The sequence below is a fragment of the Streptomyces sp. NPDC088194 genome (assembly GCF_040702025.1).
GTDB lineage: Bacteria > Actinomycetota > Actinomycetes > Streptomycetales > Streptomycetaceae > Actinacidiphila.
Genome location: NZ_JBFBIV010000028.1, coordinates 73,598 through 90,693, shown reverse-complemented (window position 1 = coordinate 90,693; position 17,096 = coordinate 73,598). Strand labels below are relative to the sequence as shown.

At 70.4% G+C, this 17,096-nt stretch carries 17 protein-coding genes and 1 pseudogene; 11 read left to right on the top strand and 7 right to left on the bottom strand.

The genetic code is table 11. From position 1 onward, the window contains the following. The 4 genes from AB0399_RS17890 to AB0399_RS17875 all read left to right on the top strand — a co-directional run bounded on the left by AB0399_RS17890 (position 1) and on the right by AB0399_RS17875 (position 2,390). Entirely contained in the window at positions 1-423 is a 423-nt protein-coding gene (locus AB0399_RS17890; protein ID WP_329364411.1) for a hypothetical protein, read from the top strand. A gap of 89 nt (positions 424-512) precedes the next feature. Continuing rightward, positions 513-1,298 (top strand): hypothetical protein, encoded by a 786-nt coding sequence (locus tag AB0399_RS17885; protein ID WP_366411933.1) that lies wholly within the window; start codon positions 513-515, stop codon positions 1,296-1,298. Then, on the top strand, positions 1,295-1,765 hold the full coding sequence (locus tag AB0399_RS17880) for a hypothetical protein (protein WP_366411932.1): 471 nt from the start codon (positions 1,295-1,297) through the stop codon (positions 1,763-1,765). The genes AB0399_RS17885 and AB0399_RS17880 overlap by 4 nt, the downstream gene beginning before the upstream one ends. 10 nt (positions 1,766-1,775) lie before the next feature. Further along, positions 1,776-2,390: a hypothetical protein gene (locus AB0399_RS17875; RefSeq protein ID WP_366411931.1), complete on the top strand. Its 615-nt coding sequence runs from the start codon at positions 1,776-1,778 to the stop codon at positions 2,388-2,390. Positions 2,391-2,437: 47 nt separating this feature from the next. Here AB0399_RS17875 and AB0399_RS17870 read toward each other — a convergent pair whose 3' ends face one another. The 4 genes from AB0399_RS17870 to AB0399_RS17855 all read right to left on the bottom strand — a co-directional run bounded on the left by AB0399_RS17870 (position 2,438) and on the right by AB0399_RS17855 (position 6,830). Next, the gene (locus AB0399_RS17870) at positions 2,438-3,292 is read right to left on the bottom strand and encodes a GNAT family N-acetyltransferase (protein ID WP_366411930.1); all 855 of its coding nucleotides are present in this window, start codon (positions 3,290-3,292) and stop codon (positions 2,438-2,440) included. A 154-nt stretch (positions 3,293-3,446) separates the two neighbouring features. Next, entirely contained in the window at positions 3,447-4,898 is a 1,452-nt protein-coding gene (locus tag AB0399_RS17865; protein ID WP_328474546.1) for an amino acid permease, read from the bottom strand. 136 nt (positions 4,899-5,034) lie between these two features. After that, complete coding sequence (locus tag AB0399_RS17860; protein ID WP_329373875.1) at positions 5,035-5,961, bottom strand: hypothetical protein; 927 nt, start codon at positions 5,959-5,961, stop codon at positions 5,035-5,037. 425 nt (positions 5,962-6,386) lie between these two features. Next, a complete protein-coding gene (locus AB0399_RS17855; protein WP_329364402.1) occupies positions 6,387-6,830 on the bottom strand; it encodes a lamin tail domain-containing protein in 444 nt (147 codons plus the stop codon). A gap of 240 nt (positions 6,831-7,070) precedes the next feature. Here AB0399_RS17855 and AB0399_RS17850 point away from each other — a divergent pair, with 240 nt between their 5' ends. The 3 genes from AB0399_RS17850 (at position 7,071) to AB0399_RS17840 (ending at position 10,109) form a co-directional block, all read left to right on the top strand. Further along, a complete protein-coding gene (locus AB0399_RS17850; protein WP_366411929.1) occupies positions 7,071-7,928 on the top strand; it encodes an ABC transporter ATP-binding protein in 858 nt (285 codons plus the stop codon). A 242-nt stretch (positions 7,929-8,170) separates the two neighbouring features. After that, positions 8,171-8,929 (top strand): ABC transporter permease, encoded by a 759-nt coding sequence (locus AB0399_RS17845; RefSeq protein ID WP_366411949.1) that lies wholly within the window; start codon positions 8,171-8,173, stop codon positions 8,927-8,929. A gap of 556 nt (positions 8,930-9,485) precedes the next feature. Continuing rightward, a complete protein-coding gene (locus AB0399_RS17840) occupies positions 9,486-10,109 on the top strand; it encodes a hypothetical protein (RefSeq protein ID WP_366411928.1) in 624 nt (207 codons plus the stop codon). Between the two features lie 108 nt (positions 10,110-10,217). Here AB0399_RS17840 and AB0399_RS17835 read toward each other — a convergent pair whose 3' ends face one another. Next, positions 10,218-11,297: a glycoside hydrolase family 19 protein gene (locus AB0399_RS17835; RefSeq protein ID WP_329364396.1), complete on the bottom strand. Its 1,080-nt coding sequence runs from the start codon at positions 11,295-11,297 to the stop codon at positions 10,218-10,220. A gap of 315 nt (positions 11,298-11,612) precedes the next feature. After that, positions 11,613-11,858 (bottom strand): annotated as a pseudogene (locus AB0399_RS17830) (winged helix-turn-helix transcriptional regulator); the annotation flags it as partial. 232 nt (positions 11,859-12,090) lie between these two features. On the opposite strand from AB0399_RS17830, the gene AB0399_RS17825 reads away from it, so the two are divergent. The 3 genes from AB0399_RS17825 to AB0399_RS17815 all read left to right on the top strand — a co-directional run bounded on the left by AB0399_RS17825 (position 12,091) and on the right by AB0399_RS17815 (position 14,489). Continuing rightward, complete coding sequence (locus AB0399_RS17825; protein WP_366411927.1) at positions 12,091-13,071, top strand: aldo/keto reductase; 981 nt, start codon at positions 12,091-12,093, stop codon at positions 13,069-13,071. Between the two features lie 198 nt (positions 13,072-13,269). Then, a complete protein-coding gene (locus AB0399_RS17820; protein WP_366411926.1) occupies positions 13,270-13,833 on the top strand; it encodes a hypothetical protein in 564 nt (187 codons plus the stop codon). 98 nt (positions 13,834-13,931) lie between these two features. After that, positions 13,932-14,489: a 2'-5' RNA ligase family protein gene (locus tag AB0399_RS17815; protein ID WP_366411925.1), complete on the top strand. Its 558-nt coding sequence runs from the start codon at positions 13,932-13,934 to the stop codon at positions 14,487-14,489. Here AB0399_RS17815 and AB0399_RS17810 read toward each other — a convergent pair. Further along, a complete protein-coding gene (locus tag AB0399_RS17810; RefSeq protein ID WP_366411924.1) occupies positions 14,473-16,032 on the bottom strand; it encodes a helix-turn-helix transcriptional regulator in 1,560 nt (519 codons plus the stop codon). The two genes, AB0399_RS17815 and AB0399_RS17810, sit on opposite strands and share 17 nt — an antisense overlap. A 188-nt stretch (positions 16,033-16,220) precedes the next feature. Between AB0399_RS17810 and AB0399_RS17805 the strand changes: the two genes are divergently transcribed. Continuing rightward, positions 16,221-16,967 carry a DUF4232 domain-containing protein gene (locus tag AB0399_RS17805; protein WP_366411923.1) on the top strand — a complete coding sequence of 249 codons (747 nt, stop codon included), beginning with the start codon at positions 16,221-16,223 and terminating at the stop codon, positions 16,965-16,967. The last annotated feature ends 129 nt before the right edge of the window (positions 16,968-17,096 follow it).

Sequence of the window (17,096 nt, the reverse complement as noted above, 5' to 3'; positions counted from 1 at the left end):
GTGCAGCCGCAGGTGAACATCGCGGTCGCCGTGGACGTGGTCGGGGCGCTCTCCACGGGCACCCTGCGCGGCGGCCACCTCTGCCTGATGGACGACAGCGGGTGCGACAGCCAGGGGCAGGGCACCCCCGACCTGTGCACGGTGGTACGCCCCGGCCAGGTCGTCCAGTGGTCGGCCGTGCCGCTGGACGTGCAGACGCCGGTGGCGATCCGACGCATCGTGTTCCTCGGCCCGGAGCAGGGGGAGTCGGGGGACGTGGGGGAGGTCCCGGAGAGCGCCCGACCGGACCTGGCGGTCTGGTCCGGCGTGGTCCCCGCCGACATGCCGCGCGGTGTGCCGCAGCGCTACCGGCTGGAACTCCGCATGTCCGGGGGCGAGTCGAGCCTCGCGTACGTCGACACCCCGTCGCTGCTGTGCCCGTAGGAACGCTGCGCACCGCACACCGTGCACCTCGGACCACACACCGCACGCCGCGCACCGCGCCCGTACAAGGAAGATGGAAGGTGGGCCGTATGAACCAGCAAGTGGCGGTCGTCGTGCTGGTGGACGTCGCCGCCGCCCTGGAGAGCCGGACCCTGGAGGGCAGCATTCACCTCCTCGACAACGCGCGGCTCCAGGGCTCGGTCGGCCAGGGCAGCGCGGACCTGATCACCGCGATCAACGGCAGCTACTGGAGCGACGGTTCGCAGGCCGACGAGCAGGTGATCAACTGGGCGCTGTACAGCCTCGGTTCGATCCCGCCGACCGTCCCGCGCGGCTACCTCGCGGCCGAACGCGGCCGTGGCACCGCCAGGACCCCGGCCCGCGCGGGCGGCACGTCGGGCGGCAAGCCGGTGGGCAAACCGGGCGGCAAGCCGGTCGGCCGGGTCGCCGACATCACCGGCGGGCTCCACACCCCGAGGTCCGGCTGGTTCCCCGCGGGCCACGCCCACCCCGAGCCGGTGCTCGGTGCCATCGTCGGCGAGGCGGTCGACAAGGGCGTGCTCCACCCGGCGGTCTACGGCTCGCCCGACCAGGTCACCGACGGCTGGTACTGGTCCGCGTCCGTCGACACCACCCGGCCGGGCACGTACGGCTACACGATGCGGATCGAGCTGCACGAACCGGTGGAGAGCGACGGGCAGTGGAGATGGGAGCCGGTGCGGCTGGCGTACGACTCGGCGGTCAGGATCAGGACCGCCCCGAAGCGCAACGGGTTCACCAAGGCCGGACTGGGGCCGCTGCCGATCCGCGCAGCCGCCGCCGGGTTCGGCACAGGCGCGGCGGACTGCCGCAAGCCGGAAGGGGATGGGCGATGACCGCGGCGAAGCACCAGACGAGCGGGGCGGGTTCGGCCGGCGGAGGCCGGGGCCGGGACGACGAACGGCGGCCGATCTCGATCGCCGCGGTGATCGACGTGGTGGGCGCGCTCGCCACGGGCGCCCTGCACCGCAACCTGTACCTCTACGACACCGGGAAGGCGGCCGGCTCGACCGGTCACGGCACCGAGCAACTGCGTACCGTGGTCCGGGCCGGCGACCAACTCCTGTGGTCCGCGATCCCGTTGGAGTGCGAGGCGTATCTGGCCATCGACGCCGTCGAGATCGACCCGTCGGTGTGCGAGCCGATCCGGAAGATCTACCCGGGCACCGACATCTCGTACTGGACCGGCACCGTGAAGAAGGACGCCATCCCGGCCACGCCGTACCGCATCGCGTTCCTGCTGGGCAGCAGGAACGAGCCGATGGTCACCGAACTGTCGCCGCTGCTGGCCTGGGAGAGGTGACCGCACCGCCATGAGACCCGCCACGACATCGGCCGGGCAGCGGCGCGACCCCGACGGCCTCGGCTCCGGTTCCGACCGGCCCGGTCGGCCCGACCCCGACCGTCCTTACCCCGGTCAGCTCAACTCCGTCCAGCTCAACGTCGTCACCTTCGTGGACGTGGCCAAGGCCACCGCCGCCCGCTCCCTGGACGGCGCCGTCTTCATGATGGACAACAGCGTCGGCGGCGCGGGCCAGGGCACCGCCGACCTGCGGACGGTCTGCAAGCAGGGCCAGGTGCTCAACTGGATCGTCCGGCCGATCGCCATGTCGCCTCGCCCGGACGGCAGTTGGCCACCGCTGCCCAGGATCGGCGGGGTCGTCTTCCTCGACGGCGAGGAGGGCGACGAGGACGACGTCGCCGAGGTGAAGGTCTGCACCGACCTGAAGAGGTACGGCGTGCCCGACCGGATGCGGGACCCGTACACCCCGGTCTACTGCTACTGGGCCGGCGCGGTGGTCGCCACTCTCGCCCCCGGCCGCTACCCCTACCGGCTCACGGTCGAGCTCGAACAGGACGGCAGGAAGGAGCGGTTGTACCTGGACTCGCCGGGGCGGCCGTCGATCGAGGTCGTGCCGGTCGGCTGATCCGTCATGCGGCCCGTCCGATCAGCCGAGCCGGTCAGCAGTGCCGGTCAGCCGAGTTCGAGGGACGTGGTGCCGTAGACCGCCTCGACACGGCTCACCGGCGCCGTGCCGCTGTACATCCGCAGGCACTCCGAACTGGCGGTCAGGCCGCGGTCGGCGGCGAGCTTCGCCGCTGCCGGGTACAGGTCGGGGATGTCGATGGCCACCTCCGCCCCGGGCGGCAGCGTGGCGACGAGGGCGTCGAAGAGGACGCCGGCCTCCTCGGCGGTGTCCGCGAACAGCGGTCCGACGCGGTGGCCTTGGTGTGCCGGGCGGATGACGCCGTACCCGCGGACGCCGCCGTCGGCACCGAGCAGCACCCGGGCGGTGTGGCCGTCGTCGGTGAGCCAGCGGGACACGAAGTCGGCGCGGGCGGCGGGGAAGCAGCCGCGGTCGTACGCCGCGATCGCCCCGTGGTGGTGCGGCTGCACCGCGAGGACCGCGGGGTCCGTCGCCGCACCGGCCGTGCGCGGACGGCCGGTGTGGCGGACGTTGCGGTAGGCCGGGGCGAACCCGGCACGCGCGTAGGTGGCTTGCTGCGCCGGAACCCCGTCGAGGCCGATCACCCGGCCCTCGGCGTGGGGCAGCGCGGCGTTCCAGGTGGCGAGGCCGAGGCCGGTGCCGCGGTGGTCGGGATGGACCAGGTAGTAGCCGAGGAAGGCGTACTCGGGGGAGTACACCACGACCGAGACGGCCGACACGACGCGGCCGTCCAGCCGGCCGACGAAGAAGCCGGCCGGATCGCTCGGGAGGAAGTGGGCCGCGTCGCCGTGGCCGGGGTTCCAGCCCTCGCCGGCGGTCCACGCCACGATCTCGTCCCACTCGGCAGCCGTCGCCTGGGTGACGGTGAGGTCGTCCCGCACGCGTTCCTCTCCTTCCGCCGGCATGGTGCCGGTCCGCCGGCGCGCTGCCGGTCCTCTGCCGGGCCGCTCCGCCTGGTCGTCCTGCTGGATCGTCCCGCTGGAACTCCCCGCTTGGCTACTGCCTGGTCCGCTGCGTCGGCGCGGTGACCGCCGCTCAGACCAGGTCCATCGCCGCGACCTCGTCGGGACCGCCGTAACTGACCGGTCCGTGGAAGGACTTGCGGGCCGTGGCGAACCACCACAGCGTCGCGATCACCAGGACCGCCGCGAGGGCGATCGGTGCGTAGTTGAACGTGCTCGCGGTGATCGGGGTGGCCTGCGGCAGCATGAACAGCACGTTGCTGGTGATGATCCACAGTACCGCGACGATGCCGACCGGCTTGCTCCAGCGGCCGAGGTGCCACGGGCCGGCGGCGAACTCGTCCTTCAGGCGCAGCCGCAGGAAGATCGGGATGCCGTAGGAGAGGAACAGGCCCACCACGTTGACGCTGACCACAGCGCTGAACGCGGTGTGCGACCACCAGCCCGGCAGCACCAGCACCAGCGAGGAGGCCGCGGCCAGCCAGACCGCCTTGACGGGCGTGCGGGTGCGCGGGGAGACGGAGTGCCACAGCCGCGAGCCGGGCATGGCGCCGTCCCGCGAGAACGCGAAGATCATGCGGGTGTTGGAGGTCATGTTGGCCAGGCCGCAGAAGAGCATGGCGCCGATGATGATGACCAGGATCGCCTTGGACAGGCCCTGGCCGAGCGCGTCGATCAGGATCTGGACCGGCGGCGCGGACGACGTGACCTCGCTGCCGTAGTCACGGATCGAGTACACCAGCGCGACCATGAGGATCAGGCCGGTGATCGCCGAGTAGCCGATGGCGCGCACGATGCCCTTGGGGGCGTTGACGGTGGCCTGGACGGTCTCCTCGGACATGTGGAAGCTGCCGTCGAAGCCGGTGAAGGTCCAGCTCGTGACCAGCAGACCGAGCAGCCCGGCGTAGATCGCGCTGTGGAAGCCGGTGGTGTTGACGTAGTGGAAGGCGTAGCTCGCGTGCTGGTGGTGCGAGGGCACCGAGATCAGCGAGATCACGATCACCAGCAGGCCGATGATCAGCCACCACACGGAGATCCGGTTGATGAGAGCGACCAACCGCACGGTGTACGTGTTGAGCAGCGCGTGGACCAGCAGGATGGCCGCGGTGATCAGCACGGTCTTCTTGAGCGTGGGCGTGTAGTCCCACTGCATGGCTATGTACGACTGGATGAAGGTCGCGGCGGCGTAGTCGGTGGCGGCGGTGCCGGCCACCTGGCCGATGAAGTTGAGCCAGCCGGTGTACCAGGACCAGGCGCCGTTGTGCCGCTTGGCGAGCTTGCCCGCGGAGAAGTACAGCGCGCCGCTGGTCGGGTACGCCGAGGCGATCTCGCCCATGGCGGCCCCGACGAAGAGCACCATCACCGACACCCCGATCCAGCCGAAGATCAGGATGCGCGGGCCGCCGCCGGCCATTCCCATCCCGAACGCCGAGAAGATGCCGGAAATGATGTTGATGATGGTGAAAGAGATCGCGAAATTGTCGAATGCCCGGAATCGCCGGGTCAATTTCCGCGGGTAGCCCATCGCATGCAGCGTGGCGTCGTCGTCCAGGGCGATCGGTGCCGCCTGGTCCGTTCTCCTGTCGCGGCTGGTCACTGCTGGGTCAGACATGCGAACCGTCCATTCTGGTGGGATCTGGTCGACCGGTACCGGTATGGGCTCACGGACCGCCGGGCACCGTGAGGCCGCATGCCTCTCGGGCCTTCGTGAGCTGTTCCTCCGGGGCGCCGAACGCGCTCCAGGGCATGCGTGAGGCATACGGGCCCATCAACATGAAGGCCGCCCGCGCCTCGAACTCCTTGCGCGCCATGACCAGCGCGTGCGCGAGGTACGACAGATCCACCACCGGCGTGAACCGGTAACCGGCCACGTTCGGGAGCCACTTGTGGTAAATGCTCAACGCCGCGGTGCTCCACGGCGGTTGCTCCCACATCTTGTAGGCGAGTGGTGCCGACGGGTTGTAGTTCTCGACCAGGGCCACCAGGGGGAGCAGCGACAGCGGTGATCCGCTGGGGGCCCGTTGACTCAGGAAGGCGGCCACGTCCCAGACTTCGGACGCGCGGCCGCCGTTGCGGGGGAAGTAGATGGACAGGAAGCGGTGGTGCGCTTCGCGGTTCCAGGGGTCGAGCCGCAGGATGTGGGACAGCAGCCGCCAGGGTCCGGGCGGCGCGGTCAGCAGGCCCTGTGGGGCCGGGTCGAACGACCGATGGAAGCGGGCCAGGGCGAGTTGGGCCACCCATGGGGTCGGGTCCTGCGGTGCGTGGCCGGCCGCCTGCTGGCAGGCGGCCAGGGCTATCCGGGACAGCGCGGTGGCGCGGTCGTCCTTGCTGTCCGCGGCGCGCAGGGCCCGCAGGACGGCGACCCGGGCCCACAGCAGCGCCGACTCGGCGCAGGGCTCCTCGGCGACCCAACGCTCCGTCAGGTCCGAGTCCCATGCCTCGGAGGCGAGCACCAGCGAGCGATGCGCGCGTAAGCCGAAGTCGTCCTGCGTCTCCCGCAGGGTTTCGGAGGCGCTCAGGTAGCGGCCCGCCTGCACATCCACGCAGGCGTCGGCCAACTGCCGGTCGTCGGCGGCGGAGTGCCAGATGTACCGTCCTTCGAAGGACGGGTGCCGCGGCTTCTTTCGTGGCTCGCGCTGGTGCCGGCTACTCACCGTGCATCCCCGTCCTCAGTCTCCATCGTCGGCGCGTGTGTCGGTCGCCAGTAGAAGCCGTCTCCCCGGTGGGGCGGGGGTGGTCACGGCTGTCAGAACGCGCCAAAACGGAAATTCCGCCCTGAGCCGCGCTTGGCCCGGGAATTACTCGGAGTTGACGGGGGCTGACTCTACGAGTGGGTTTCCCGGCGTGTCAAATACCTGCTAACGCCGTCTCACCCGCCACTCGCCTTTGTGCCTTTGATACTCCATGGATACCAAAACGTCCCTCCGAAACGGCGGAGGGACGGCGATCGTCACGACGATCCGCCGCCCCTCCTGGTGGCCCGTTCCGCCCTACCCGGCGGTTGGTCGAGGCGTCAGCACATTTTGTACGCGACCCGCGTCGAGTTGTACGAGCAGGTGTCGATCTTGGTGCCCTTGGAAGACCTGAGCGTGGCCGTGTCCTTGTCGTTGTTCCAGACGTACGCGGAACGACCCTGATACCGGTTGGCGGCCGTGTTGCTCCCCTTGCCGGTGTGTATGGTCACGGTTTTGTGAGCGCCAAGTGTGTAAGTGGTGAAGGTGTACTTGTGCTTCGACGCATCCGTTAGGGTCCAACCTTTCAGACTCGCCGACTTGCCGGTGGTGTTGGATATCTGCACGTACTCCGCGTTGAGGCTCGCGTTCGTCCGCCGGTCCACCCCCGGGCTGTTGTAGTAGATCTTGTGCAAGTGCACGGACCCGGCCGACGCGCTCGCCGGAGTCGGCACGAGCAGTGCCCCGGCGACGGCCGCACCGGCCACGGACCCGGCGGCGAGCATGCGAAAGCGATTCATGATGTCCCTGACGTCCCCTGATCGATCCCGGGTGCCCCCCTGGCGAACCCGGTAGGACAGTCAGAGTAAGGACGAACCCCGCGCACCGCCCGCCCGTTATCCAACCGGGACACAACGGCACCCATGTGCGGCCGTCAACCAGGCGCGCACCCAGCCTCGTTCATCCGTTCGTACGGTTTCGCCGTTCCCGTTCGAGCGGCGGCCCCAGCGCGGCACACTGGTCGCATGGCTGAGGGGGACGCGGTACGCGTACGGGGGCTTCGCAAGCGGTACGGCGACGTCATGGCGGTGGACGGGCTCGACCTGGACATCAGGGCGGGCGAGGTGTTCGGCATCCTCGGACCCAACGGTGCCGGAAAGAGCACCACCGTGGAGATCCTCCAGGGCCACCGCTCCCGCGACGAGGGCGAGGTGACCGTCCTGGGCGCCGACCCCGCCACCGCCGACCGGGCCTGGAAGGCGCAGGTCGGCATCGTATGGCAGGACGAGTCGGCGGTGAGCGAACTGACCGTCGGTGAGACGGTCCGGCACTTCGCCCGCTACTACCCCTGCCCGCGCGACCCGGCGGAGGTGATCGCGCTGGTCGGGCTCGAAGCGAAGGCCGGCAGCCGTGTCAAAGCGCTCTCCGGCGGCCAGCGCCGCCGGCTCGACGTGGCCCTCGGCGTGATCAGCGACCCGAGGCTGCTGCTCCTCGACGAGCCCACCACCGGCTTCGACCCGGTGGCCCGGCGGCAGTTCTGGGAACTGATCCGCTCCCTCGCCGACGAGGGCACCACCATCATCCTCACCACGCACTACCTGGAGGAGGCCGAAGCCCTCGCCGACCGGCTCGCCGTGATCACCGCGGGCAAGGTCGTCGCCGAGGGCGCCCCCGGCACGCTGGCCGGCCGCGCCGACGCCCGCACGACCGTCCACTGGACCGGCCCCGACGGCACCTCGCACGCCGAGGAGACCGACACCCCGACCCGCGTCGTCACCGAACTCGCCCGCCGATTCGACGGGGAGATACCCGGACTGCGGGTGACCCAGCCGACCCTTGAGGACGTCTACCTGCGACTCATCGGACAGGAGGCCCCGCGATGACCGCCGCGAATGCCCCGACTCCCGCGGGCCACCCCGATCCCGATCCCGAGCCCGCGTCCGGTGCCGGCCCGCGCGCCGGCCTCGGCACCGACCCAGGCGCAAGTCTCGGCACCGACCCCGGTCCCGCCGAGGGGCGAGGCGCGGGCGGCACCAGCCGGGGCGCCGGCCGTCGCGGCGGCCACGACGGCACCGCCACCGCACGGCTGCCCGGCGCCTGGCAACTCGGTCTGCACCGGGGCGCGATGGAGATCAAGCTCTTCTTCCGTCAGCGTGAGCAGGTCGTCTTCACCTTCGCCTTCCCGATCATCTTCCTCTTTCTCTTCGCCTCGATCTTCAGCGACAACATGAAGAACACGGGCACCAGCGCCTCCCAGTACTACGTCACCTCGATGATCGCCTCCGGCATCATGTCGACCAGCTTCCAGTCACTGGGCATCTCGATCGCGATCGAGCGGGACGAGAAGGTGTTGCGGCGGCTGCGCGGCACCCCGATGCCCCCGGCCGCGTACTTCCTCGGCAAGATCTGGCTGGTCTTGACCACTGGCATCCTCGAAACTGCGATCCTCCTCGTCTTCGGCACCACCGTGTACGGCGTGGACCTGCCCTCCACGCCCGTCAAGTGGCTGACTTTCGGCTGGGTGTTCGTCCTGGGCATCACCGGATGCGCGCTGCTCGGCATCGCGATCAGCAGCGTGCCGAAGTCCGGACGCAGCGCCACCTCCGTGGTGGTCCTGCCCTTCCTGGTGCTCCAGTTCATCTCCGGTGTCTACATCCTCATTGACACGATTCCGAACTGGATGCTCACTGTCGGCTCCTTCTTCCCGCTCAAGTGGCTCTGCCAGGGGCTGCGCGGGGTCTTCCTCCCGCAGGCGGCCGCGGCCCTCGAACCGGCGGGCGCCTGGGAGTTCGGCCGAACCGCCCTGGTCCTCGCCGCGTGGTGCGTCGGCGGCCTCCTGCTGTGCCTGTTCACCTTCCGCTGGAAGAACCGCAACGACACGTGAGACGGCGTCTGACCCGAGGAGAACAGCGCGGCCTGTGGGTGAAGGAGCCCTCGGCGACGTCGAGCTCGGCCGGCCCGCGCGGGATCGCGGTGAGTGGGTGCCGGTGCCGGCGCTGGTGCCGGCGGGATGGAGGGGCCGTGGGGAGGCGCATGGTCGTGTCCGTCCATGGCGCCGGCGCGTGGCCGTACTCGATCGCGCCCGCGGGAGAGATGCGGAACGCCTGCGGATCGGTGGACGCGGGCGGTTTGCAGTACTGACAGTGATTCGATTCCATAGCCATGGACATGGCATCCTCGCATTTCCTTGTTCGCGCGGTGAAAGGGGCCGACGCCGGTCCCGTCCCGAATAGGCGTGCTCCGGCCTCGTTTTCATCAACGCTACGACCTGCGGCGGGAGTCGTCATCCCCCCACGGGTGGAGTCCGGGTGGATAAATTTCTCCACCCGGGAATCAACCCGGGGGTGGAGGACGCGGCGCCTTCATCGCCGTACATTTTCGAGCAGCGGGAAATCCCCGCCGGGTCGTCAATTCGCATATAAGCGGAAGGGACAGTCGCCGTGAGCCAGCTACGAGGCTTTCTCCCCTGGATCGTGTTCGCCGTCGTGTCGAGTCTTGCCTGGCAGTGGGCGGCGCTTCTGGCGCTGGCCCTTGGCGTGCTCTCTCTGGTGAAGGACCGCAGGGCGGGAGTGACCGCGGACGCGCAGATATTGGAGTTCGGCACGGTTGCCTACTTCGGTGCGCTGACCGCGGTGGCCTTCGCCGACCCTCACTCGCCGCTGCGTGATGTCGCCGGCGGACTGTCCTCGGCGTGGCTGGCGCTGATAGCAGCGGTGACGCTTTTGGTGCGGCGGCCGTTCGTCCTGGGCATCGCCAAGCGGCATACCGCACCGGAGGTTTGGACCACTCCGCTCTTCCGGCGCACCTGCACGGTGCTCACCGGCGCCTGGACGATCGGTTTTACGCTCAGTGCCGTTGCCACCCTTGCCTGCGAGGCCGCCGGCTCCGGGACTCTGCCCCGGGTCATCGTCCAGGTCCTCGGCTTCGGCCTGCCCGCCGCGTTCACACGCTCCTACGTCAAGAAGGTCCGCGATCGTGCCCGCGGCTCTCACGGCTCCCACGTCCCGGCGATAGCCGTCGGTGGCGAGACGACGTTCAGTACCGTCTCGACGGCCGGCCGGTGACGGCCCGGCGGCGGTGCGCTGGCGGTGGTCGTCGTCCCGGCACGCCGACGCGCCCCGCCGGGGGCGGAGCGCGTCAGTGCGCGGTGCGCGGGTGGAGCAGGGTCCGGGTCAGCAGGAGAGGTTGCTGCCCGCGGGGACGCCGAGGATGGAGGTGAAGTTCTCGTAGGCGTTGACGCGGTCCTGGACCTCGGCGGGGTTGCCGCCGTTGCACTCGATGCTGCCGTTGATGCTGCGGATGGTCTCGCCGAAGCCGGCGCCGTTGACCATGGCGTCGTGCGGGGTCATGGTGCCCGGTCCGGTCTGGGTGTCCCAGTACCAAAGTCCGGTCTTCCAGGAGATGGCGGGATCGGTCTCGACGAGGCTGGGGTTGTCCAGGAGGTCGACGCCGAGCGCGTCGCCCGCGGCCTTGTAGTTGAAGTTCCAGCTGAGCTGGATGGGGCCGCGCCCGTAGTACGAGTAGGTGCCGGCAGGGCAGCCGTAGGGCTCAGAGGCGCAGTAGTTGCCGGACTTGTCGATCTCGGTGACGTAGACGAGGCCGCCGGTCTCGTGGCTGACGTTGGCGAGGAAGGCCGCGGCCTCCTGCTTCTGGACGGTGTCGCTGCCGGTGGTGGCGAAGCCCGGGTAGGCGCTGAGGGCGGCGGTCAGGCCGGCGTAGGTGTAGAAGGAGTTCCGGTTCGGGAACATCTGGTTGAACTGCGCCTCGCTGACCACGAATGCGCCGTTGGTCGGGGGCGTGGTGCCGCCACCGCCGGAGCAGCTGTACGGGCTCCAGTACCAGGTGCTGATGGTCGGGTCGTAGCCCGGGTTGTCGTGAGTGGCGATGTAGTCGCTGCCGTTGGTGTACTGCACGATGTCGCCGGTGACGTAGTTCTGGCCCGCGACCCAGGCGGGGTAGCTGCAACTGTCGTTGCCGCCGGTCGAGCCGCCGGTGCCACCGCCCGAGTTGCCGCAGGCGCCCTGGTCGGCCCAGACGTCGGCGGAACCGGGGGTCTCGCCCTGGGTCCACCACTTCGCCGACCAGTTGTGCGCGTTGTAAGAGGCGGTCTGGCCGCCCGTGTAGACAGAGGAGGAACTCCAGGCGGCGGCGCAGTCCGTGGCTGAAGCGGAGGATGCGAAGGGGACCATGACCGCCAGGCCGACCGCGACCGCGAGCGCGGTGAGGAAGGCGATGAAGCGTTGTCTCGACACGTGCCACTCCTTGTGGGGGTGCGAAGTGGGACCGGAGTCAGCACTCAAACGGAAATGGTCTGAACCTGTCAATAGTCCAGACCAATTCTGAGGGGTCGACGGGAGGTCCAACGGGGCGGATTCGGCCCGGTGTTCACTCATGGGCGCCCGGTGCTGCCCGTGGGGGAGTCCTATTCGGCGGGTGAGGGGAGTGGAAGGGGGCGTGGTGGTACCGGGGTCGCCACGACGAGGGATGTGGTGGTCTGGCCCGTAGAGGAGGAACTCGTCGAGGACGGCTTCGAGGCCGTCGATGGTCGCCGTGTGGATCTTCATCAGCAGGCAGTCCTCGCCGGTGAGCCGGTGGCATTCGCTGACCTGTTCGTGGTCGGTCGCGAGGGCCATCAGGTTGGGCAGTTGTCCGGGGCCGGGCCGTACCCGTACCAGGGCGGTGACGGGCAGGCCGAGTGCGGACGGGTCGACGGCCATGCGGAAGCCGGTGATGATGCCGTCCTCCTCGAGCCGGCGCACCCGGTCGGTGACGGCGGGCGCCGACATGCCGACGATGCGGGCGAGGGCGGACATGGACAGGCGTGGGTTGCGGTGGAGTTCGGCGAGGAGTCTGACATTCATCTCGTCCAGGGCCGGGTGTGGCTCGCCAAAGGAAATCCGCCTCTTCTTCTTGGATTTTCCAGGCACATTCGCTCCTTGGGCTTCAATATCGGCTTCAACGGAAGCCCGGTGCAGAGGAGAATAGCCGGGCGGTCAAGGTCGTAAACAGCGAATACGACGCCATTTCGGCGGGACAAGGGGAAGCATGCGGTATTCGCGCGTCGGGTCGTCCGGCCTGGTCGTGTCGCGGGTCGGGCTGGGGATGATGAGTTACGGCGACACCTCGCGCCGCGCCTGGCACCTGGACGCCGACGCGGCGCTGCCCCTGGTGCGGGCGGCGGCGGAGGCGGGCGTGACGTTCTTCGACACCGCGGACATGTACGACCAGGGCGCGAGTGAGGAGGTCACCGGCACTCTGCTGCGCGAGGTCTTCGGCTCCCGCGACGACTATGTGCTCGCCACGAAGGTGTACTTCCCGACGGGCGATGCGCCTACCTCGCGGGGCCTGTCCCGCAAGCACCTGCACGCCGCGGTGGACGCGTCGTTGCGCCGGCTGGGCACCGACCACATCGACCTGTACCAAATTCACCGATGGGACGACGCGACCCCGATCGAGGAGACGGTGTGCGCCCTCGACGAACTCGTGCGGGCGGGAAAGATCCGATATCCGGGGGCATCCAGCATGTACGCATGGCAGTTCGCCAAGGCGCAGTACACCGCTCGCGCCCACGGGTGGAGCGGATTCGTGTCGATGCAGAACCTCTACAACCTCGCCTACCGCGAGGAGGAGCGGGAGATGATCCCGCTCTGCCGCGACCTCGGCGTCGGCGTGCTGCCGTACAGCCCGCTCGCCCGCGGGTTCCTGACCGGCAGCCGCACCCGTGGCGGTGGACGCAGCACGGTCCGGGGCCGCAGCGACCCGCTGGCCGAAGAGCACTACACGGACGACGACTTCACCGTGGTGGACACGGTGGCGGAGGTCGCGCGGGAGCGCGGGGTGCCGCCGGCGCAGGTCGCGCTGGCGTGGCTGCAGGGGCGGCCGGGGGTCGTCTCGCCGATCGTCGGGGTGACCCGGCCCGCGCATCTGGACGACGCGGTCGCCGCCGTCGAGTTGGAGCTGGACGACGCAGAGGTACGGAGGTTGGAGGCTCCGTACCGCCCGCACCCGGTGCTGGGGCACGGGTGACCGTCGGACGGTGGAGCCCCGCGCCGAGCGCCCTCGGGGTCGGCTCGCGGCTGGCGGGTGTCCCCCTCAGCGCGCCGCCCGCGGTGTTCATCCTGTGCAGCGCGGTCTTCCCCTACCTCGGACCGTCGCTGGCGGTCCTGCTCTTCTCGCGCGTCGGGGTCCTGGGTGTCGCGTGGCTGCGGATCGCGGGCGGCCGCGGTGTTCCTGCTCTGGCGGCGTCCGCTGCGGGTGCTCCGGCAGGCGGCCCCGGCCCGCCGCGGGCTGTTCGTGGCGCTCGGCGTGCTGCTCGCCGCGATGAACGCGATGTTCTATCTGGCCGTCGACCGGCTGCCGTTGTCGACGGTGGGGGCGATCGAGTTCCTCGGGGTGGTCGTCCTGGCCCTCGTCGGGACCCGCAGCGGCCGCAATTTCGCCGCGCTCGCCCTGGCCGTCGGTGGGGTGGCGGTTCTCACCGATGTACGCCTGGCCGGTGAGCCCCTCGGGTTCGGCGATGCCGGCACCGCCTTCGTTCACCCGCTGTGGCTGCTGTGGGGGATCGGGGTGGGAGTCTGCTCCTCCGTCATTCCCTACGCCAGCGATCAGTTGGCCATGGCCCGGCTGCCGCGGTCCGTCTTCGCCTTCCTGCTGGCGCTGCTGCCCGCGTCGTCCACCGTGATCGGGCTGGCCGTGCTTGGCCAGATACCCACCTGGCGCGACATCATCGGTGTGGCCGCGGTGATCGCCGGTGTTGCGATACGCCAGGAGCGGCCGGACACGTCATGACCAGGGCCGGGCCGGGGCCGGGCCGAAGCCGGTTCAGGTCTCGCCGGGGCGCGGTCTCCCGCGGTCAGGGCCCGGTAGGTCGCGCAGACAGGAGCAGCATGCAGACCACGCAGCGCGCGCAGGAGGAGGACGGGTGGCCGGACATCCCCGGCGACACCGCACTCACCATCAAGGTTCCCGAGGCGGACCCGCTGGTCCGGGTCGGGTTCCCCGCGCATGTGACCGTGCTCTACCCGTTCCTGCACGAGAGCCGTATCGACGCGCGAGTCCACCGTGAACTGGCCGAACTCTTCGCGGGGCACGACGCGTTCACCCTGACGTTCGGCGAGTTCGGCCGCTATCCCGGCGTGCTCTACCTCGACCCGTGGCCGCACGACCCGGTGGTCGCGCTGACCAAGGACCTCACGCGGCGCTGGCCCGAAGCGCTGCCGTACCGGGGGATCTTCGGTCCGGGGCCCGGCCCGCACCTGACGGTCGCGGTCAGCGACGACCCCGCGGACTCCGGCGCCGCGCACGACGCGTGCGAGGCCGAACTCGCCGCGTCCCTGCCGCTGACCAGCCACGTCCGCGCGGTCCACCTGATCGTCTGGGACGGCACACGCTGGCGGGACCGTACCGCGTACGACCTTGGGAAGCCGGTCAGCTGTCGCGCTTGATCCAGTCGCTGCCGCCGTTGGGGTAGTCGTAGCCGGGGCGGTCGACGTCTGCGCTGGTGTGGAAGGGGGTGCCCTTGTCGTTGATGCTGATCGTGCCGCTGCGGGTGCCGCTGGACCAGTCCAGGCTCAGGTCCCAGCGGACGTCGTGCGCCTTGGTGTGCGCGGTGACGTAGAAGACCTCCGGGTCGGACTCGCTGACCTTGTAGGGGAAGTTGCGCTGACCGTTCAGGACCGTGGCCGTGGGGCTGCCGTTGTCGAGGTCGATGTCGAAGGTCTTGACGTCCACGCCGCCACCGCAGCCGACTCCCATCGAGTAGTCGTTCCAGGCGAGCGGGGCGCCGCTGCTGATGGCGCGTACGTGCAGCGCCTGTAGGACGACGGTGTCCGAGCCGGTGCCCTGGATGGTGAGGGCGATCCGCTGCTCGCCCGAGGAGACCCCGCCGTACGCGGCGGCCCAGCGCGGCGCGTCCTGCTCGTTCCCGGGCGGGCCGACCTGCGCGGGTGCGCTGTCGACGAGGAAGTGCTGGCGGCACGGATCGTCGAAGGCGTAGGGGCGGACGCCGACGGTGAGCGGGGTGCCTTTGCTGCTGCTCCCGGTGGGCGTCGACTTCGCGCCCTGGGTGGTCACGCCCTGCGGGGCACCGGACGTGCTGCTGCTCGCGGGGGTCGACGGCGACGCGGAGCGGGTGTGCCGCGACCCGGTCGGCGACGGGGTGGTGGACGGCGCCTTCGCGTCGGCCGTGTCGCTGCTCGCGGTGGCGCCGACGGCCTGCTGGTCACGGCCGTTGTCGCCGGCCCGGTCCCATGGGTGCGCGACGAGCGCCGTCGTCGCGAGCACGGCGGCCGCCGCGGCGGAGGCGATCAGCGCGTTGCGGCGCCGCCGCGGCGACGAGGGGCCACGCGGCAGCCGCACGACGACCTGGCCGTCCGGCTCGTCCGGTCCGCCGTCCGCGTCCTGCGCGGGTCCCGCTGTCAGTCCTGGTCCGGGCGACGGTTCGGGGGAGGAGGCGGGAAGAGCCGCGGTACGGTCCGACTCGGCCGCTGATCCGGTGCCCGCCGTCTGCGGTGCGCCCGCCTCGGCCGCGGGATCGGCCCAACCGGCGCCCTGAGCTGAATCCGGGGCCGGGGCCGGGGCCGGGGCCGGGGTCGGGGCTGGTGCGGGGGCGGGGGCCCAGGCCGAGTCCGCGGCCGGACCGGCTGCCGCGCCCGCGACCGTACCCGCGCCGGCGTCACCCGAAGCCGCCGCCTCCGCCCGCGTCGCCGCCGCCTGGTCCCCCCTGACCCTGCGCGCCTCGTCCGCCAACACCCAGCGCCGATGCAGCTCCACGAGTTCCTGCGGGGTCGCCCGGCACGCGCGTGCGAGACGTTCCACCGGCGCGTACTCGTTCGGGACCGCGGTCCCGTTGCAGTAGCGGTGCAGCGTCGACGTGCTCATGTGCAGCCGCTTGGCCAGCCCCCCGTAGCTCAGTCCCGAGCGGTCCTTGAGCTCGCGCAGAAGCGTCGCGAACTGGTCCGTCTCCCTGGCTCCTGCCGCACCCGACACCCGTGCCTCCATTTCGCAGTGTCCCGTTCCAGCGTTCCAGGGGCACTGTGTTCCCCCTGCTCAGAGCGGCGTTCTGCGTTCCAGTGTCCCCAACTGTCCGCCGTGCGTGGCGGTTGGGACGGATCTCCCCACAAGCTCCCCTCATCCAAGCACTCCGACCACCAGAACCGCGAAAGAGGTACGACCTCATGTCCATCATCCGGAACTCCCGTAGCCGTCTCCTCGGTGCCGCCGCGACCGTCGTGCTTGGCGCGCTCTCCCTGACCGCGTGCGGTGACGACGGATCGGGCAGCAGGAACGAGGGTGCTTCGACGGCCGACGTCTCGGCGACCCTGGCGCCTTCGGCGGGCGCTTCCTCGGCGGCGGGTTCCACGGCCGCGGGTTCCGCTGACGGCGAGTCCGCGCCGGCCACCACGGCGCCGTCCGGGGTCAAGCCGTCGGCGGGGGCCGGTGCCACCCGGCCGGCGGCGAAGGGTGTTCCCACCAAGGTCCCGGCCGCCTCGGGGAAGCCGGTCACGTGCCAGGGCTCCGACACGAAGGTGGTGGCGGCCCCGTTGAACCGTCCGGTGAACCACATGCTGCTCACGGTCACCAACACCGGCAGCAGGACCTGCTACCTCTACAACTACCCGGAGCTGCGGTTCACCGGCGCGCAGGCGGTGCCGCCGGTGATCAAGGACTCCGTGCCGCAGGCCGTGGTCACCCTGGAGCCGGGCCAGTCCGGCTACGCCTCGGTCGCCTTGTCCGCGAGTGACGGCAGCGGCACGAACGGCCGCACCGTGAAGAGCCTGGAGGTCTACTTCTCCGGCCGCTCCGGCGTCGGCAGCGTCGGCACCGCCGCCCACCCCCCGCTGCCCGCCAAGGGCGTCTACATCGACGACTCCCTCGCCACCACCTACTGGCAGCAGACGATGGACCTCGCCCTGGCCTGGTGACCCCGGCGAACAGTCGGCAGTGAAAGCCGAACGCCGAAACGCCGAAAGCCGAGAACCGAGAGCCGACCGCCGACAACGGCCCGGGCCCGTCGCGGGCCCACGGACCGATCCCTTCCGCCCGTACAACTG

Excerpts from the sequence above, each read along its gene's own strand:
- AB0399_RS17865 (WP_328474546.1), bottom strand. The coding sequence starts at position 4,898 with ATGGGCTACCCGCGGAAATTGACCCGGCGATTCCGGGCATTCGACAAT.
- AB0399_RS17880 (WP_366411932.1), top strand. The coding sequence starts at position 1,295 with ATGACCGCGGCGAAGCACCAGACGAGCGGGGCGGGTTCGGCCGGCGGA.
- AB0399_RS17885 (WP_366411933.1), top strand. The coding sequence starts at position 513 with ATGAACCAGCAAGTGGCGGTCGTCGTGCTGGTGGACGTCGCCGCCGCC.
- AB0399_RS17815 (WP_366411925.1), top strand. The coding sequence starts at position 13,932 with ATGCAGACCACGCAGCGCGCGCAGGAGGAGGACGGGTGGCCGGACATC.
- AB0399_RS17875 (WP_366411931.1), top strand. The coding sequence starts at position 1,776 with ATGAGACCCGCCACGACATCGGCCGGGCAGCGGCGCGACCCCGACGGC.
- AB0399_RS17805 (WP_366411923.1), top strand. The coding sequence starts at position 16,221 with ATGTCCATCATCCGGAACTCCCGTAGCCGTCTCCTCGGTGCCGCCGCG.
- AB0399_RS17855 (WP_329364402.1), bottom strand. The coding sequence starts at position 6,830 with ATGCTCGCCGCCGGGTCCGTGGCCGGTGCGGCCGTCGCCGGGGCACTG.
- AB0399_RS17845 (WP_366411949.1), top strand. The coding sequence starts at position 8,171 with ATGGAGATCAAGCTCTTCTTCCGTCAGCGTGAGCAGGTCGTCTTCACC.
- AB0399_RS17825 (WP_366411927.1), top strand. The coding sequence starts at position 12,091 with ATGCGGTATTCGCGCGTCGGGTCGTCCGGCCTGGTCGTGTCGCGGGTC.
- AB0399_RS17850 (WP_366411929.1), top strand. The coding sequence starts at position 7,071 with ATGGCTGAGGGGGACGCGGTACGCGTACGGGGGCTTCGCAAGCGGTAC.